A 17,375-nucleotide genomic window follows, 5' to 3' on the forward strand; every position below is an offset into this window, starting at 1 on the left:
TATTGCTCAAAGTGTTAAAGCTAAGCTTTGAGCAATATAAAGCGAGGTTAAACGCTGAAAATACGTATAAACTTCCAACCCCTCAATCGTTATTAAGCATCGGCTAGTTTTACGCGGATTTTGCTTTTATCAACGGTTGTTTGATTAAGGGCTTTAATAGCGCCTTTAACTTCAATGTCGTTTGGCATTTCTACAAAAGCAAAACCTTTTGATTGGCCAGTTTCTTTATCGAGTACTAAGTTACAGGTGGTCACTTTACCGTGCGCTGTAAATAAAGTACGAAGTTCATGCTCAGTGGTAGCACGAGATAAGTTGCGAACTAATAGTTTCATAATGAACCTAATTAAGGGTATCAGCGGTAATTATCTCAAGTAACCCCGCTTTAGCCTAACTTTATTTTACATTTGCTGAAAATAACGCCCATAAACAAAAAAAGCTGCTCGTTGGCAGCTTTTTGTTAATCAGCAGGCTTATTTACCAGCCGGTTGTTCAGCAAGGCTTATTTTACTTCTTTACCCGCTGCTTGTTGATCGGCGTGATAGCTTGAGCGTACAAACGGGCCAGAAGCCGCGTGTGTAAAGCCAATTTCATCAGCATACTCTTTTAGTGCATCAAACTCAGCAGGCGGCACGTAGCGTTTTACTGGTAAGTGATGCTTAGAGGGTTGTAGGTATTGGCCTACGGTTAGCATATCAACGTTATGCTCACGTAAATCACGCAGTACTTCTTCAATTTCGCTAATTTCTTCACCAAGGCCAACCATTAACCCCGATTTAGTTTTAACCTCAGGGTGTGCTTCTTTAAAGCGGCGTAATAATTCAAGTGACCACTTGTAATCAGCACCTGGACGCGCCAATTTGTACAAACGTGGTGCTGTTTCTAGGTTGTGGTTAAATACATCTGGCGGCGTTTCAATTAATATTTCCAACGCTCTGTCCATACGACCACGAAAATCAGGGACTAATATCTCAATGGTGATTTCTGGATTGTGCTTGCGAATTTCACGGATACAATCGGCAAAGTGCTGAGCGCCACCGTCACGTAAATCATCACGGTCTACCGAAGTGATCACTACGTAGCTTAGCTTCATGTCTTTAATGGTCAGTGCAAGCTTTTCAGGCTCTGCTGCATCGGGCTTTAATGGACGGCCATGTGCAACATCACAGAATGGGCAACGACGTGTACAAATAGCCCCTAAAATCATAAAGGTCGCCGTACCGTGGTTAAAACATTCTGATAAGTTGGGGCACGAGGCTTCTTCACATACAGAGTGAAGGCCATGCTTACGCATTGCTTGTTTTATGCCGTCAATCCGCTCGGTTGACTTGGGTAAGCGGATTTTAAGCCACTCTGGCTTACGGAGCATTTCGGTTTTTTCTGTTGGTAAAACTTTAACGGGGATCAACGCCATTTTTTCTGCGTCGCGTAGTTTTACACCTGGTTCCATTTTGACTGGTTTATTCATTCGTTTTCAAACCCTTCAGTATGCTTAACCTGTGTTGCATTAAGCTTTTTGATCATGTGTTTTACCAGCCCTTGACCTGCAGCTTCAAGGTTTTGAGGGCCATTTAATTCTTTAGTTTGCACCATATTCATGCCCGCATAACCACAAGGGTTAATGCGTAAAAATGGACTTAGGTCCATGTTAACATTTAATGCTAAACCATGAAATGAGCAGCCACGACGAACTCTTAGGCCTAAAGAGGCAATTTTGCTGTCGTTCACGTAAACACCGGGTGCATCGGCTTTTGCGTATGCATCAATACCGTACTCAGCAAGGGATTCAATAATACATTCCTCAAGCCATGTTACTAGCTCTCGTACGCCAATCTTTAAACGACGTAAGTTAAATAATACATACATCATTTGCTGACCTGGGCCGTGGTAAGTTACTTGTCCGCCACGATCCACTTTAATCACTTCAATGTCACCTGGGGCGAGCAAGTGCTCATCTTTACCGGCTTGGCCTTGGGTAAATACACTTTCGTGCTCTACCAGCCAAATTTCATCTGGAGTATTTTCATCACGGGTGTCGGTAAAGTCTTGCATTTTTTGCCAAATCGGCATGTAACGCTGACGACCCAGTTGGCGTACGATTAGGGTGTTTTCGCTCACAACAAATCTCAACTATGGATTAAAGCATATGGCGTACGTCATCGATGTTGCTGATCACGTTGTAAATTTCTTCAATGTGTTTGCCGCTTGTTACAGTAGCTACTAGCGTTACAGACTCGTAATTACCTTTACTGCTTGGTTTTACTTTTGGCGCATAATCACCTGGAGCAATAGGTTGTAATTTAGCTAAAATTTGATCAGTTAAGTTTACATTAGCTAGACCCATAATTTTAAATGTAAATGGGCAAGGGTACTCTAAGTACTCATCAAATTTAGTGTCTTTAACAGGTTCAACCACGACGGGAACTCCTCAAACAAAAAGTGTTGGCTTTGCTAAAACGCGAAGCTTAAAACTGACAGGCTAATGGCAATCTTGAAATGATGCTATTGTTGACCCAGGCCAATGATAGTCATTCAATACGATTGGTATATATGGGGCGCATTCTAGCACTTTTCAAGCAAAAAAAAACGCCTCACAGTGGAGGCGTTCATATTACTTTACTCGCAATTACATAATCTGTAAGCGTAAGTAGTCATATATTTTACTAAAGAAGCTACCTTCTTGTATTTCTTCAAGTGTAACTAGCGGATATTGTGCAATATCTTCGCCTTCAAGCTGTAAAAATAAAGTACCTACTTTTGTGCCTTTAGCTAAAGGTGCCTCAAGGGTATCGTCTAGCTCAAAGTTTGCTTTAAGGTTTTTATGCTGACCACGAGGAATCGTAATAGGTGTATCTTCTAAAATTCCTAAAGAAACATTCTCTTTATTGCCCATCCAAACACGTTGCTCAGCAAAGCTGTCGCCGGCTTTATACGGGGTAATTGTTTCAAAAAAGCGAAAACCGTAGTTTAGTAGTTTTTTACTTTCTACTTTACGCGCGCGCTCACTTGAGGTGCCCATTACAACGGCAATTAAACGCATGTCGTTTTTTGTTGCAGAGGTGACTAAGCTGTAACCGGCATCAGATGTGTGACCCGTTTTAATACCATCTACATCTAGGCTTTCATCCCACAACAACGAGTTGCGGTTATATTGCTTTATGCCATTGAAGGTAAAAGACTTTTGTTTATATAGAGCGTATTCATCAGGCACATCTCTGATAAGTGCGGCCCCTAATGTTGCCATGTCGCGTGGCGTTGTATAATGCGCATCAGTATCAAGGCCATGGCTATTAACAAAATGCGTATTAGTCATGCCTATTTTTTCGGCATGAGCATTCATTAAATCTGCAAACGCGCTTTCGCTACCAGCAATATGCTCTGCCATAGCAACACATGCATCATTTCCTGATTGAATAATAATGCCATGGTTAAGATCATCGACACTAACTTGTTTACCGACTTCAATAAACATTTTTGATGATTCAGGGAAGTTTTTTGCCCACGCTTTTTCACTAACAGTAACCATATCGGTAGGCGCAATATTACCAGCATTAATTTCGGTACCAATTACATAACTGGTCATCATTTTAGTTAAGCTGGCCGGTGCGAGTTTGGTATCAGCCTCGCCTTCTGCAATAACTTTACCTGTGGTGAAGTCCACCAAAAAGTAACCTTTTGCATTAACTTGAGGAGGCGCTGGAATAATTTGGGCGGTGGCTGAAAATACGGCGGCAGAACAGACTAAGCCGCAAACACCAGTAAGAATTTTATGTTTAATAGATTTCATCATACTCATTAATGGTTAAAGTTAAAAATATGCGTATTCCCATTCTAAAGGGCTTACTGAGTGTAAAGCAAGAACGCGTTTTGAAATTGATTTTGTTTTAATGTTTCTAGTACTTGTTGCGCATGTTGGGCATCTTTTATTGGCCCTAAGTGCAATCTATAAATAGCGTCTTTTTCAACGATATTTGTCGGTAACTTATACTGTTCTCGCAGTGTACTTGCTAACGCTTCTATGTTGGCTAAGGTACTGCCCGCGGCAACTTGAACGTAGGTTTTTCGTGCATGGGTATCGGCTAGAGTAATGGCTTCTAGCTTAACCTCTGCTGTACCGTACTTATGGTATCCAAGTTTGTATGCAGCGGCATAAGAAAGGTCAATAATTCTATTATCATGAAAGGGGCCACGGTCATTAACACGAACAATAATTGATTTGCCATTAGCCGTATTTGTTACCCGCACAAAACTAGGTAAAGGCAACGTTTTATGGGCTGCGGTCATCGCGAACATGTCGTAAATTTCGCCGTTAGAGGTGTGATACCCATGAAATTTACGGCCATACCACGAAGCAATGCCCGTTTCTGAATAGCCGGTTTCATCGAGCATCGGGGTATAACGTTTGCCAAGCACTTCGTAGGGGCGCGTAGTACTCGCACTTTTAATAACTTGAGTAACAATGGCATCTTGCATTTCTAATTCGGTCGGTGCACGAAGCGGCGCCGCATCATGGCGCATGCTGTAACGACTATTTGAACTGCTGCATGCACTTAAAAAGAGGCTAACGAGAATAATAATTATAAGTTGTTTGTAAAGGCGCATTATTTTAAGAGCATCCTTTTATCTGTGGCAATCGACATAATAATGCCAAATGCAGCCATCAGGGTCACCATTGAGGTACCGCCATAACTAATTAATGGCAACGGTACACCTACAACAGGCAACAAACCCGATACCATGCCAATATTTACAAAAATATAAACAAAAAATGTGAGCGTGAGTGAGCCGGCTAATAGTTTACCAAACGCATCTTGTGCGTTAACCGCAATATACAGTCCACGGCCAATAATAAATAAATATAAACTAAGTAAAACACACACACCAAATAAGCCAAACTCTTCACTCAGTACTGAAAAAATAAAGTCAGTATGTCGTTCAGGTAAAAATTCTAGTTGCGATTGCGTGCCTTGCAGCCAACCTTTACCTTCGATACCGCCTGAACCAATGGCAATTTTTGATTGAATAATATGATAGCCAGAACCCAGCGGATCGCTCTCAGGGTCTAAAAAGGTCAGTACCCTTTGCTTTTGATAATCGTGCATACCGTAGTGCCAAAATGGCCATGCTGCCAAAGCAACAACCGAGCTTAAAAAACCGATTAAACGCCAGCTTAAGCCTGACAAAAACAACACAAATACACCGGAACTGGCAATCAAAATTGAGGTACCCAAATCAGGTTGCTCTTTAATTAGTAGGGTAGGCAGCATAACAATGGCAAAGCCAATGACTAAATGTAACGGACGCGGCGGCAAATGGTGGCGGCCAATATACCAAGCAACCATCATCGGAACCGCTAGTTTCATTAGCTCCGAGGGTTGAAAGCGAGTAATGCCTAAATCTAACCAGCGTTGAGCTCCCTTAGAACTTACACCAAATAGCAGTACCCCAACCAGCATGAGTAATCCTAGGCAATACATGGGAATAACTAAGCGTTTTAAAGTCGCTGGTGGAATTTGAGCGAGTACAAACATACCTATAATGGCGCCAGCCATTCGCGTAATATGGCGAACCATCATGGCAGAGTCTTGCCCTGAGGCGCTGTATACAATGGTGATACTACCGGCCATCATCAGCAATAACGCAATAAAAAGTGGCAAATCAATATGCAGTCGCAGCCAAATAGAGCGCTTATCATGTAAAGCTGTCATGGTGCTTTGTCCCCTGAAGATTGGATTGGGTTAGCTGCAAAATAGTAATCCATTAATTGGCGCGCAATGGGCGCACCTACTGAGCTTCCCCCACCGGTATTTTCTACCACAATAGAGACAACAATTTGTGGGTTATTAAACGGGGCAAAACCTATATAAATGGCGTTGTCGCGTTGGCGCTCTTTGAGTGCATCGGCGTCGTAACGCTCGCCCTGAGCAATACTCACCACTTGGGCAGTACCGGTTTTACCTGCAGGGTCATAAGTAGCCCCTTTAAATGCACGATGGGCAGTTCCGGTGGTTTTTTTAACGGTGTTATGCATGGCATCAATCGCGATGCGCCAGTTATCTTCATTATTGAGTACAACCGGCGGTTTTTCTTCATTATTGAGCTGAGTAATTTGATCTTCTTTTTTAGCAACTTGCACTAAATGAGGAGGGTGATTTATCCCTCTGTTAACTAAAATATTAGTGGCATTCGCTATTTGAATGGGGGTGGCAGTCCAATAACCTTGGCCAATTCCTACAGAAATAGTATCTCCAGGCCACCAAGACTCTTTAAAACGGGCTTCTTTCCACTCTTTTGAGGGTAAAATAGCGGTTGTTTCTTCATGAATATCAATACCGGATAATTCACCAAAGCCAAAGCGAGCCATAAAATTACTTATTTTTGTGATCCCCATTCGATAGGCTGCGTCATAAAAGTAGGTATCGCATGACTCTTCTATTGCTTTATAAACATCCACATGGCCATGGCCCCAACGTCGCCAATCACGCCATCTATGCTCTACGTTGGGAATTTGAAAAAAGCCCGGATCCCACATGCTGGTGGTTTCTTGCACTATATTTTCTTCTAATGCCAAAATAGCCATGTGTGGTTTAACAGTAGATGCTGGTGCGTAGCGACCTTGAGTCGTGCGATTGATCAGTGGACGATCAGGGTTGAGTAAGGCTTTGTAGTCTTTACTGCTAATACCGTGCACAAATAAATTGGGATCATAACTCGGGTTTGAATACAGCGCTAAAACGCCGCCATCTTTTGCATCCATTACCACAATAGCGCCGCGCATATCTTTAAGTGCATGTTGGGCTATTTGTTGTAAACCAATGTCGAGAGTAAGTACTAAGTCGTCACCCGCTTGCGGTGGATCCATACTTAAAGTGCGGATAATTCGGCCGCGGTTATTAACTTCAACTCGTTGTGAGCCAACTTGGCCATGTAATAACGGCTCGTAGTATTTTTCGATACCCAGTTTACCAATATCATGCGTGGCTCGGTAGTTTGTGGCTTCATCTTGTTGTTCAAGCTTGTTTAATTCTTTTCTATTGAGCTTTGCGACATAGCCTAATGCATGGGTTAAAGTATCGCCAAAGGGGTAATATCTCGCTAGGCGTGCCTCAATACTAAAGCCTGGGAACTTATGTTGGTTTACTGAAAACATCGCTACTTCGTTTTCATTTAAACGGGCTTTGAGGACTTGACTTTTAAAACGTCGAGTATGTTTTATATCATCAAGAAAATCAGCTTGTTGCTGCTCGGTTATTTCAATGATTTTGCTGATAGACTTCAAAGAGGCGGTTAAATCATCAACTTCTTCGGGGATCACCTCAAGGTTATAAACGGGCTTATTTTCGGCTAGTAAAACACCATTGCGGTCGTAAATTAAACCGCGATTGGGGGCTACAGGTATAACTTTTATACGGTTATCATTAGAACGAGTTTGATAATCTTGATGATCATCTACCTGAATTTTATACAAGTTAGACAGCAATATTGCTACAAGGACTAATATAAAAATAAAACCCACGAATGCACGCCGAGCAAATAAATTAGCTTCTGCTGAGTGGTCGCGAATGGTGGGTCTTCGTTTTAGCATGGCAAGAAACTACTCGCGATGATAAGGATGGTTGTTATTTAAGCTCCAGCCTCTGTAGAGGCTTTCAGCAACAATAATGCGTACTAAAGGGTGTGGGAGCGTTAAATTTGATAACGACCATTTTTGCTCAGAGGCAGCAATACACTCTGGGGCTAAGCCTTCAGGTCCGCCAATTAATAAACTGACATCGCGACCATCTAGTTGCCACTTTTCCATGTTTTTCGCTAGTTGATGAGTATCCAGTGCTTTACCGGTTACTTCTAGTGTGACAATACGATTGCCTTTAGGTATGGCGGCTAAGGTTTTTTCACCTTCAATGTGCAAAATACGCTTTATATCGGCATTTTTTCCACGTTTACCAGCAGGGATCTCAATGAGTTCCAATGCCATATCTTTGGGAAAGCGGCGTTGATACTCTGCAAAACCTGTCTCTACCCATGCTGGCATTTTTGTACCAACAGCAATCATTTGTATTTTCACGACGTTACTTCCAAGCGTTGTCTAAAATAGGGAGCAATTAGCCCCAAAGCTTTTCTAGATCGTAATAGCTACGTGCTTGATCTTGCATAACGTGAACAATCACATCACCTAAATCAACGAGTGCCCATTCACCATCGCTTTGGCCTTCATACCCTAATGGCTCTTCACCAGCGTGGCGAGCTTCTTTTGCTAAGTTATCAGCAATTGACAATACATGACGTCTTGATGTGCCTGAACATACAATCATGTAATCGGTTACGTCTGAGCTGCCAGTTACGTCAAGTTGAATCACATCACGTGCTTTCATATCGTCAATTTTGTCTAGTGCAAAAGCGAGTAGTTGTTTCGAATCCAAGGTTTTGTCTCAATTTAAAATTTAATAGCGGTTATTTTAACACGCTGAGGGGTTTATACCAATCACTCTTGATAAAGCTGGTGCTGCTTAATATAGTGACTCACGGCGTCGGGTAATAGTTCACTCTTTTTAGTACTTTTTTTAAGGGCTTGACGGATCTCGCTGGATGCGGCATCCAGCTGTTCCCCCTCTAAAAAGTAAAGGTGTCCGGCATTTGTTTTTTGCAGCAAGGCAATATCAGTGGTAACAGCGTTATGTTGATAGCATTTAAGTTCACCCTGTGTATCACAAATTTGGCCAGGGCGTTGATACACCACCAGATGACAAAGGCGAGTTATTGTTTGCCATTGATACCATTTATCGAAATTGTTGAATGAGTCCATGCCAATTAAAAATAAAATAGGGGTATCGGGGTTTTCTGCTCTTAGCTCTTGCAAACTTAATAAAGAATACGACGGGCCGCTGCGTTGCAGTTCTCGTAAATCAAGTTTGAACGGCGCATAAGGTGTAATTGCGGCTTTAAGCATTGCTATACGATGCTCGGTGCTGATCCCCGGTGCCGCTTTGTGCGCAGGTATTGCACAGGGCATAAAATAGAGTGAGTGTAATTTAAAGGTCGCAACGCATTGCTGCGCCATATTAAGGTGTCCCAAATGAACGGGATCAAAAGTACCACCAAAAATTGCAATCATGTATTTCCCTTTACTGACGGTTACTATGGCAGGGAAGTGGAATATCGAGCGGTTGGCAGAACTTAATGCAAATATGCGCCAATGCTTGGTAAGGGGCAATCAATGCACCTTGCTTGTAACTTGCATCAAACAATGCCAGTTCACTGCTAATATTCTCTAGGGTATGAATGTTTAGCCTGTTAATGGCTGTTTGTACTGGCGCTTGTTGATTTTTCCAAATAGCTTTTTGTTTAAATAAGGTTGCTAATGACTCACCTTGCAATAATCCCTGCTGCACACTCAATAATGTATTAAGGTCTTTATTAATGGCCCATAAGATACTCACAACCTCAGTGTTATCACTGGCAAGTTTGTTAAGTACTTTTATAGCCTGAGCGGTGTGGCCGTTTAAAAGCGCATCACTTAAATCAAAAATATCAAACTTAGCTTGGTTTAGTAGTCCTTGCATCACCAGCTGTTGCGTGATCAGAGCGTCACCGTGTATTAATGCTAGTTTTTCAAGCTCTTGGTAACACGCAAGTAAGTTGCCTTCAGTGGCATTAATTAAACTGAGTTTGGCCTCGTTTTGAATATTTAGTGACAAACGTTGGCACTGCTCATCAAACCAACGCTTTAAGTGATTTCCGCTAAGTGGGTAACAGGGTACAAATAACCCATGCTTATCAAGTGCTTTAAACCACGCGCCGCGCTGAACATCTTGACTGGCCTTAGCGCCTTTTACGATTAAGATCGTATCAGGGTTTTCAAGCTCTACTATTTTTTTAAAGGTGTTTGCGCCGGGTGTCCCCGGTTTTTGCTGGTTTAAATCAAGCTCAATAATAGTGCGCGCGCTAAACAACGACATACTTTGGTATTGCGCGATTATTTCTTGCCAATCAAAGCCCTGAGCTAAAGTGAATTTAATTACTTCATCAAATCCTTGTGCCTTTGCCGTGTCGCGAATGAGCTGTACACATTGCGCTTCTTGAAAAGGCTCTTCGCCAAAAACCAAATAAAAAGGTTTTAAGCCTTTTTTTAATTCACTCGATAGCTGATTTGCATAACAACGCATTATAGTTGCGACAACTCTCTAACAATACGACGACTCGCTTGTTGGCGAATTTCGCTAATTAGCAGCTCAAGCTCTTTTGCTTTTGCTAGTGCATTATCTGGATCGTCTTGGTAGTTACGGTATAACTCAAAGCGTTTTTCGATGGCTTTTTGTTTCGGGCGTTTTACTACATAACTTACGCTGTATGCCAGTTCGTACTCAGCTACTTGTCCATTTTGGAACAACGATAAGGTTTGACGCTCTAATTGTTCTTTAAATAAATAAAGCTGCGCTGATTGTTTACTTGCAGGCACTAAAGTGACATCGCTCATAGCCAGTTCGCTTTGCAAATAGCTAAATAAAGCAGATTTTTGATCATCCCCCACAAGCGTTAGCTGTTTTAAATCATCGGGTAGGCTTGATGCTTTTTTAAGATGAAAGCCACAGCTCGATAACAAAAAACAGACTAGCACTAAGGCTAGTCCGTTTTTAATGGCGTTTAAAGCAGCCATATTAGTTAGCTACCACGTTAAGTAATTTACCTGGTACATAAATAACTTTTCGTATCGTTGCACCATCAGTAAATTTAGTCACGTTAGACTCGGCAAATGCCAAAGCTTCTACTTGCTCTTGCGTAGCATCAGCTGCCACTGTTAGTTTTGCACGCAGCTTACCATTTACTTGTACGATGATTAGTTTTTCATCTTCAACAAGAGCAGATTCGTCAACTTTTGGCCATGCCGCATCTAAAATATCACCTTCTTTACCTAGGTCTTGCCATAATTGATGCGATAAATGCGGTGTAATAGGTGCCAGCATAATTATTAATGCTTCCAGTGCCTCGTTAGCAATGGCAACATCTTGTGTGTCACTTAATGGCGCTTTTAATAGCTTGTTAGAAAGCTCCATAATTGCGGCAATAGCGGTGTTAAAGGTTTGACGACGTTCTACATCATCGCTCACTTTTGCGATTGCTTTGTGTAGCTCACGACGTAGTACTTTTTGTGGGTTAGTAAGCGCCGATTTATCAAGTGCTTGGTAACCTACTGTTTTAACATCTACTGCGTATTTCCACACACGCTTTAAGAAACGGTGTGCGCCTTCAACGCCTGAATCTGACCATTCAAGTGTTTGCTCTGGTGGTGCAGTAAACATCATAAATAAACGTACTGTATCTGCACCGTATTGGGCAATAACTTCTTGTGGGTCTATACCGTTGTTTTTCGACTTAGACATTTTGCTCATGCCTGATGAGAACACCGGTTCACCATCATCTTTATGCCATGCTTTAGTTACGCGACCTTTGTCGTCGGTTTCGGTGTTTACATCACTTGGCGAAATCCAAATGTCGCCACCTTTTTCATCTTTACGATAAAATGTTTCAGCAAGTACCATACCTTGACAAAGTAAGCGGTCGAATGGTTCATCTGAATTAACTAAACCAAAGTCACGTAATAATTTGTGGAAAAAGCGCGAATATAATAAGTGCAATATAGCGTGCTCAATACCACCGATGTATTGGTTTACTGGTAACCAGTAGTTAGCGGCTGCAGGGTCTAACATGCCTTCGTCATGACGTGGGCTACAGTAGCGAGCGTAATACCACGATGATTCCATAAAGGTGTCAAAAGTATCTGTTTCGTGAGTAGCGGGTACACCGTTTACAGTTGTTTTAGCCCAATTCGGATCGGCTTTAATTGGCGATGTAACACCATTCATTACCACATCTTCTGGTAAACGCACAGGGAGCATATCTTCAGTGGCAGCAAGCTCGTTACCGTTTTCATCGCTCAACATTGGGATTGGAGAGCCCCAGTAACGTTGGCGACTTACGCCCCAATCGCGAAGACGGAAGTTTACTTTACGCTCACCTACACCTAATGCTTCTAGTTTGTCGGCAACAGCGTTAAAGGCGTGTTCAAAATCAAGGCCATCAAATTCACCGGAGTTAACCAGTACGCCTTTTTCGGTGAATGCTTCTTTGCTTAGGTTTACTTCAAGCTCAGAACCTTCAGCAGGGGCAATAACTTGTTTAATATCGAGGCCGTAAGCGGTGGCAAATTCAAAGTCACGTTGGTCGTGCGCTGGTACTGCCATTACCGCGCCTGAGCCGTAATGCATCAATACAAAGTTTGCAACCCAAATAGGCACTTGCTCGCCCGTTAATGGATGCGTGGCGTAAAAGCCCGTTGCAATGCCTTTTTTCTCCATGGTTGCCATATCCGCCTCAGCAACTTTAGTGTTTTTACACTCTTCAACAAACATCGCAATCGCGTCGTTGTTTTTAGCCGCTTCTTGCGCGATTGGGTGGCCACCGGCAACGGCTAGGTATGTCACGCCCATAAATGTATCTGGACGAGTGGTGTATACACTAAATTTTTCGTTATTGTCGGTACGCGTAAACTCGATATCTAACCCTTCAGAGCGACCAATCCAGTTGCGCTGCATAGTTTTAACTTGCTCAGGCCAATCTTCTAGTTTGTCTAAGTCGTCTAATAGCTCTTGAGCATAGTCGGTAATTTTAATAAACCACTGTGGAATTTCTTTTTGTTCTACTACTGCGCCTGAACGCCAACCACGACCATCAATTACTTGTTCGTTAGCTAATACTGTTTGATCCACAGGATCCCAGTTAACCGTTGACATTTTTTTGTACACTAGGCCTTTTTCGTAAAGCTTAGTGAAGAACCATTGTTCCCATTTATAATATTCTGGGTGACACGTCGCAATTTCGCGATCCCAGTCGTAGCCAAACCCTAATTGCTTAAGCTGGTTACGCATGTAATCAATATTTTCGTAAGTCCACTTTGCAGGGGCTGTTTTATTTTTAATAGCCGCGTTTTCTGCAGGTAAACCAAACGCATCCCAACCCATAGGTTGCATTACGTTTTTGCCTTGCAAGCGCTGAAAGCGAGAAACCACGTCACCAATGGTGTAGTTACGCACATGACCCATATGCAGTCGACCACTTGGGTAAGGAAACATTGAGAGGCAGTAGTACTTTTCTTTGCTCTCGTCTTCTGTGACTTTAAATACTTGGTTTTCTTCCCAGTAGCGTTGGACTTTTGACTCTATGTCTTGTGGGTTATATTGCTCTTGCATTTACGTTTCCAAACTTCTTGCATACTAATAAAAAATTGTCGATAGGATACCCCAAATAAAGCGTTATTCACAGCGCCAAAGCGGCGCTTTTTATAAATTTGCCGCTAAATTAGTTTTCAGTGCAGGTTAACCTATACTTATCTATGTTAGGAGTCAGTTTTAACTTAGCGTTTGTTAATCTTTTTAGTTAAGTTTACACGCAAGTATTTGAGGTTTAAGCTAGGGTCTGTTGATCTTTGTGGATTACAATTTGTTCAAACTAGGGGCGATTTAATCGCGACGCGAGGTTTGTAACCTAGTGGGCTAAGTAAAAACCGAGCAACAAAGAGTAAATCACCCCTAGGCAGAACCCTTCGGGCAGCGCCTGTTTGGCATTGATGCTGCGTTATCGCCTATTTATGGGGAATAACCACACCACATAGGCTCTGCCTTGCCTAAATACCAAACAGACTGCTGCAAATTTAACCTTAAAAGGTCAACAGACCCTAAACAAAGCCTGTATGGTGTTGTTTTTATCAACAGCTAATAGCGCCGTATAAATATCAGTCCCCTCACAATTTTGAAGGAGTAAAAAATGGCAGATTACAGAGCATGGCTAAGCGATTTAACCGATTGGTTAAAAGATGTAAAAGAGCATGAAGTTAAAGCAGCAGTAAAGCGATTTATTGAATCCGAGCAGGCACTTAAAGATTTAGGTGAAGAAAAATATTATCTTTATCGTAATTACCTAATGCGTGACATTTCTCATCTACAAGAAAATAACAACTACTATAATTCGCTTGCATGGCAGGAGCTTAAAGAGTCATTGTGGTTTGAGCTTTCTCATATTGAAGACAAAACACAACTTGAATGGCAGTCATTAAGTGAAGATTTTAAGCATAATGGTGTTTATCACGCAGGTGAATGGATAGCCATGGGCACATTAGTATGTAAGAATTGCAACCATAGTTACGATGTTTATCATGCAACGCAAATTATTCCGTGTACACAGTGTGATGGCATCTATTTTAGCCGCCAGGCTTTACAACCTTAAATATGAATATTGAGTGGCTTATATAGCCACTCAATACGTCCAAAATCTAGCGAATATGCTGGTAAAAAAAGAAGTTAGAATGACGAAAAAATTGCTGCCACTACCCGTATCAAATCTTGCACCGAGTATTTCATCGAGCCATGTAAACACTTGTATGAGTAATCCATACCCTGAGCAACTTACCTTTATAGGTCAACAACGTGCGCAAAGTGCATTGGACTTCTCTTTAGGAATGGACCTACCCGGTTATAATGTTTACGTGATGGGAGAGGCGGCACACGGGCGTTTTACCTTAGTAAAAGACAAATTAAAACAACACGCTAAAGAGCGCACAACACCGCATGAATGGCTGTATGTTAATAACTACGACGATCACCGTGAGCCTATTGCGTTATTTATGCATGCAGGGCAAAGCAAACAATTAGCCGATGATATTGACTCATTTATTGATGAAGTACTCGACACTTTTCCTGCTGCATTTGATAACCCAGCCTATCAGCGTAAGAAAAAATCGATAGACCGTGAATTTAATGATGCTTACGACGGCGCAATTACCGCGGTAGAAATAGCAGCACTTGAACAAAGTGTGGCACTAATTGAAGAAAAAGGCGTAGTCGGCTTTGCACCGCTGATTGATGGTAAACAACTTACCGATAATGAGTTTTCTGATCTTGAAGATGACTTACGCGAGATGTTTTTTGAGCGTATAGAAAAATTAGAAGATGCCCTCATTGAGGCGCTTATTGAGTTACCGCGCTGGAAACGCGAGTCGAAAGAAAAGCTCCGCAACCTTAAAAAGTCTACTGCTGAGCAAGCCACTAAACCGTTATTAAAAGATTTAGAACATAAATATGCCAGCCATATTGGTGTACTGCGTTATTTAAAAGATATACGTGTAGAAATTATTGATGCCGTCCTTGAATGGCTTGATGATGAAGGTGAAAGCGAAGAAAACAAAGAAGACTTTGATCGTAAAGGCATGCTTACCGACTTTTTTGCGCCTAATATTTTGGTCGAATATAAAGAAGGCGATGCGGCACCGGTTGTTTACGAGCCGAACCCCACTTTTGGTAATATTTTTGGCAAAATTGAATACGCAACATCGCAAGGGTCGTTAATTACCAGCTATCGATCAATTCAACCAGGTGCATTGCACCGCGCGAATGGCGGCTATTTAATTATGGATGCTGAAAAAGTAATGGCTCAACCCCAAGTGTGGGATGGGCTAAAGCTGTCGCTAAAAACGCATCAAATAAAAAATGATTTACCTTATCAAGACAGTGTAGTTGGCAGTAGCTTTACGCTTCGCCCGCAGTTAATACCGCTTGATGTGAAAATTATTTTACTCGGCTCACGTGAACTCTATTACACCATCGGTGAATACGACGAAGAATTTGCTGAGTTATTTAGAGTACTTGCCGATTTTGATTATTACTTACCAAGCAGCGATAAGCTGCAGTATCAGTTTATTACTAAAGTCAGTGATTACTGCGAGCAAACATTAAAGTGCACGTTAAACGAATCAGCAATGGTGCGATTGCTTAAGTTTAGTTATCGCCAAGCTGAGCACCATAATAAACTCTCAGCCCGTTTTGCTGATGTACTAGAGCTTGTGGCTGAGGCTAGTTTTTACGCTAAGCAAGATAAGCTGACGGTGATTGATGCTCGCCATATTGACGAAGCGATTGAAGGCAAACAATACCGTACAGGGCAAATTAGTGAAAATATGCTCAGCGATATAAAAGAAGGCCACACCTTAATTGCGACCGACGGGCAAGCCGTAGGTAAAGTAAACGGTTTAACGGTACTGCACATTGGTGATACTTCGTTTGGTACACCTGCACGCATTACCGCCACTGTTTATGCGGGTGCTGATGGCGTTATTGATGTGGAACGCGAAGCTGAGCTGGGTAAAGCAATTCACTCAAAAGGGGTAATGCTGCTTACCGGTTATTTAGGTAACAAATATGCGCAACACTTTAGCTTAACACTCAGTGCGAATATTGCCATTGAACAAAGCTATGGCTATATAGATGGTGATAGCGCCTCTCTTGCTGAACTTTGTGCGCTAATATCGGCGATCACCAGTTTACCAATAAGCCAATCTATTGCACTAACCGGCTCTATTAATCAGCATGGTGATGTGCAAGCAATCGGTGGCGTAAATGAAAAAATAGAAGGCTTCTTTAAGCTATGTAAAATGCGTGGTTTAACGGGCGAGCAAGGCGTTATTATTCCAAAATCAAACCAAGTTAACTTAGTACTTGATGATGAAATACTGAATGCGGTTGAACTGGGTAAATTTAATATTTTCGCCGTTGAAACAGTTGACCAAGCGCTAAACTTACTAATGGATATTGACGCGGGTGACATGATTGATGAGCAGTACCCAGAAGATTCAGTGAATGGCATTGCATTAGCACGATTAAAAGATATTGCTGATATTGTTAACGGCGATAACAGCGACGATAAAGACGACTCAGAAGATGAAAAAGGGGAGTTATGATCAATATTATTTTACTGATTGTTATCGCTATTTTTTGCGTTTTGATTTTTAAAAACAGTAAAAAAGCCAAGCAGCAAGCAATCGCTAATGCGCAAATTGAAAGTGATTACTTAATTGCCAATGCAAAGGTAGAAGGCGTTCAAGAAACCGCGTCTGGCTTGCAATATAAAATAATCCATAAAGGGGATAGCGAAAATACACCTAGCCCAACGAGTATGGTGAAAGTGCATTATCACGGCACTTTAATCGACGGCACTGTATTTGACAGCTCAGTGGAGCGTAAAACTCCGATTAGCTTTGGCTTGCACCAAGTTATAAAAGGCTGGACTGAGGGTCTGCAACTGATGAGCCCGGGCGATAAATTTCAGTTTTATATACCGCACCAGCTTGCCTATGGTGAAAAGCGGGTAGGGAGTATACCTCCTGCGTCATTGCTTATTTTTGAGGTGGAATTACTGGCTATTGAGTCGTAATTTTAAGGTAAAAAATACTTTAAGCCCTGCTTTAATCAAGTAGGGCTTTTTTATTTACTCTTATTAGCCAATCCTACTCAAGAATTTAAAATATCAGTCGATACCTAAAATAGTGACAAATT

At 41.9% G+C, this 17,375-nt stretch carries 17 protein-coding genes; 3 read left to right on the forward strand and 14 right to left on the reverse strand.

Annotated features, from left to right (window positions below):
• Nucleotides 1–92 precede the first annotated feature (92 nt).
• From A9479_RS05635 to leuS, 14 genes are all read right to left on the reverse strand, one after another.
• Nucleotides 93–332 (reverse strand): hypothetical protein, encoded by a 240-nt coding sequence (locus tag A9479_RS05635; protein ID WP_008109433.1) that lies wholly within the window; start codon nucleotides 330–332, stop codon nucleotides 93–95.
• A 167-nt stretch (nucleotides 333–499) separates the two neighbouring features.
• Nucleotides 500–1,465: a lipoyl synthase gene (gene lipA / locus A9479_RS05640; protein ID WP_013465357.1), complete on the reverse strand. Its 966-nt coding sequence runs from the start codon at nucleotides 1,463–1,465 to the stop codon at nucleotides 500–502.
• Entirely contained in the window at nucleotides 1,462–2,115 is a 654-nt protein-coding gene (gene lipB, locus A9479_RS05645; protein WP_016898951.1) for a lipoyl(octanoyl) transferase LipB, read from the reverse strand. The genes lipA and lipB overlap by 4 nt, the downstream gene beginning before the upstream one ends.
• 19 nt (nucleotides 2,116–2,134) lie before the next feature.
• A complete protein-coding gene (ybeD, locus tag A9479_RS05650; RefSeq protein WP_016898950.1) occupies nucleotides 2,135–2,413 on the reverse strand; it encodes a DUF493 family protein YbeD in 279 nt (92 codons plus the stop codon).
• A gap of 210 nt (nucleotides 2,414–2,623) precedes the next feature.
• On the reverse strand, nucleotides 2,624–3,784 hold the full coding sequence (locus A9479_RS05655; RefSeq protein WP_028834083.1) for a serine hydrolase: 1,161 nt from the start codon (nucleotides 3,782–3,784) through the stop codon (nucleotides 2,624–2,626).
• Nucleotides 3,785–3,837: 53 nt separating this feature from the next.
• Nucleotides 3,838–4,599: a septal ring lytic transglycosylase RlpA family protein gene (locus A9479_RS05660; protein ID WP_028834084.1), complete on the reverse strand. Its 762-nt coding sequence runs from the start codon at nucleotides 4,597–4,599 to the stop codon at nucleotides 3,838–3,840.
• Entirely contained in the window at nucleotides 4,599–5,705 is a 1,107-nt protein-coding gene (gene rodA, locus A9479_RS05665) for a rod shape-determining protein RodA (RefSeq protein WP_013465351.1), read from the reverse strand. The genes A9479_RS05660 and rodA overlap by 1 nt, the downstream gene beginning before the upstream one ends.
• On the reverse strand, nucleotides 5,702–7,582 hold the full coding sequence (mrdA, locus tag A9479_RS05670; protein WP_064662911.1) for a penicillin-binding protein 2: 1,881 nt from the start codon (nucleotides 7,580–7,582) through the stop codon (nucleotides 5,702–5,704). The genes rodA and mrdA overlap by 4 nt, the downstream gene beginning before the upstream one ends.
• 9 nt (nucleotides 7,583–7,591) lie before the next feature.
• Nucleotides 7,592–8,062, reverse strand: a complete 471-nt coding sequence (gene rlmH / locus A9479_RS05675) for a 23S rRNA (pseudouridine(1915)-N(3))-methyltransferase RlmH (protein WP_002958522.1) — start codon at nucleotides 8,060–8,062, stop codon at nucleotides 7,592–7,594.
• 37 nt (nucleotides 8,063–8,099) lie between these two features.
• A complete protein-coding gene (rsfS, locus tag A9479_RS05680) occupies nucleotides 8,100–8,417 on the reverse strand; it encodes a ribosome silencing factor (protein ID WP_013465348.1) in 318 nt (105 codons plus the stop codon).
• 62 nt (nucleotides 8,418–8,479) lie between these two features.
• Nucleotides 8,480–9,109, reverse strand: a complete 630-nt coding sequence (nadD, locus tag A9479_RS05685; RefSeq protein ID WP_013465347.1) for a nicotinate-nucleotide adenylyltransferase — start codon at nucleotides 9,107–9,109, stop codon at nucleotides 8,480–8,482.
• 10 nt (nucleotides 9,110–9,119) lie between these two features.
• Nucleotides 9,120–10,160, reverse strand: a complete 1,041-nt coding sequence (gene holA / locus A9479_RS05690) for a DNA polymerase III subunit delta (RefSeq protein ID WP_058154959.1) — start codon at nucleotides 10,158–10,160, stop codon at nucleotides 9,120–9,122.
• Nucleotides 10,160–10,651, reverse strand: a complete 492-nt coding sequence (lptE, locus tag A9479_RS05695; protein WP_016898943.1) for an LPS assembly lipoprotein LptE — start codon at nucleotides 10,649–10,651, stop codon at nucleotides 10,160–10,162. Before lptE ends, holA begins: the two co-directional genes overlap by 1 nt.
• A 1-nt stretch (nucleotide 10,652) precedes the next feature.
• Nucleotides 10,653–13,241, reverse strand: a complete 2,589-nt coding sequence (gene leuS, locus A9479_RS05700) for a leucine--tRNA ligase (RefSeq protein ID WP_064662912.1) — start codon at nucleotides 13,239–13,241, stop codon at nucleotides 10,653–10,655.
• A gap of 574 nt (nucleotides 13,242–13,815) precedes the next feature.
• On the opposite strand from leuS, the gene A9479_RS05705 reads away from it, so the two are divergent.
• The 3 genes from A9479_RS05705 to A9479_RS05715 are packed head-to-tail and all read left to right on the forward strand — an operon-like array spanning nucleotide 13,816 to nucleotide 17,253.
• Nucleotides 13,816–14,274 (forward strand): hypothetical protein, encoded by a 459-nt coding sequence (locus tag A9479_RS05705; protein ID WP_016898941.1) that lies wholly within the window; start codon nucleotides 13,816–13,818, stop codon nucleotides 14,272–14,274.
• 55 nt (nucleotides 14,275–14,329) lie between these two features.
• Nucleotides 14,330–16,780, forward strand: coding sequence for a Lon protease family protein (locus tag A9479_RS05710; RefSeq protein ID WP_050947019.1), 2,451 nt, complete (start codon nucleotides 14,330–14,332; stop codon nucleotides 16,778–16,780).
• Nucleotides 16,777–17,253, forward strand: coding sequence for an FKBP-type peptidyl-prolyl cis-trans isomerase (locus tag A9479_RS05715; protein ID WP_008467995.1), 477 nt, complete (start codon nucleotides 16,777–16,779; stop codon nucleotides 17,251–17,253). The genes A9479_RS05710 and A9479_RS05715 overlap by 4 nt, the downstream gene beginning before the upstream one ends.
• The last annotated feature ends 122 nt before the right edge of the window (nucleotides 17,254–17,375 follow it).

Origin of the sequence: Pseudoalteromonas sp. MQS005, assembly GCF_001661605.1 — a bacterium.
GTDB classification, from domain to species: Bacteria; Pseudomonadota; Gammaproteobacteria; order Enterobacterales; family Alteromonadaceae; genus Pseudoalteromonas; species Pseudoalteromonas tetraodonis.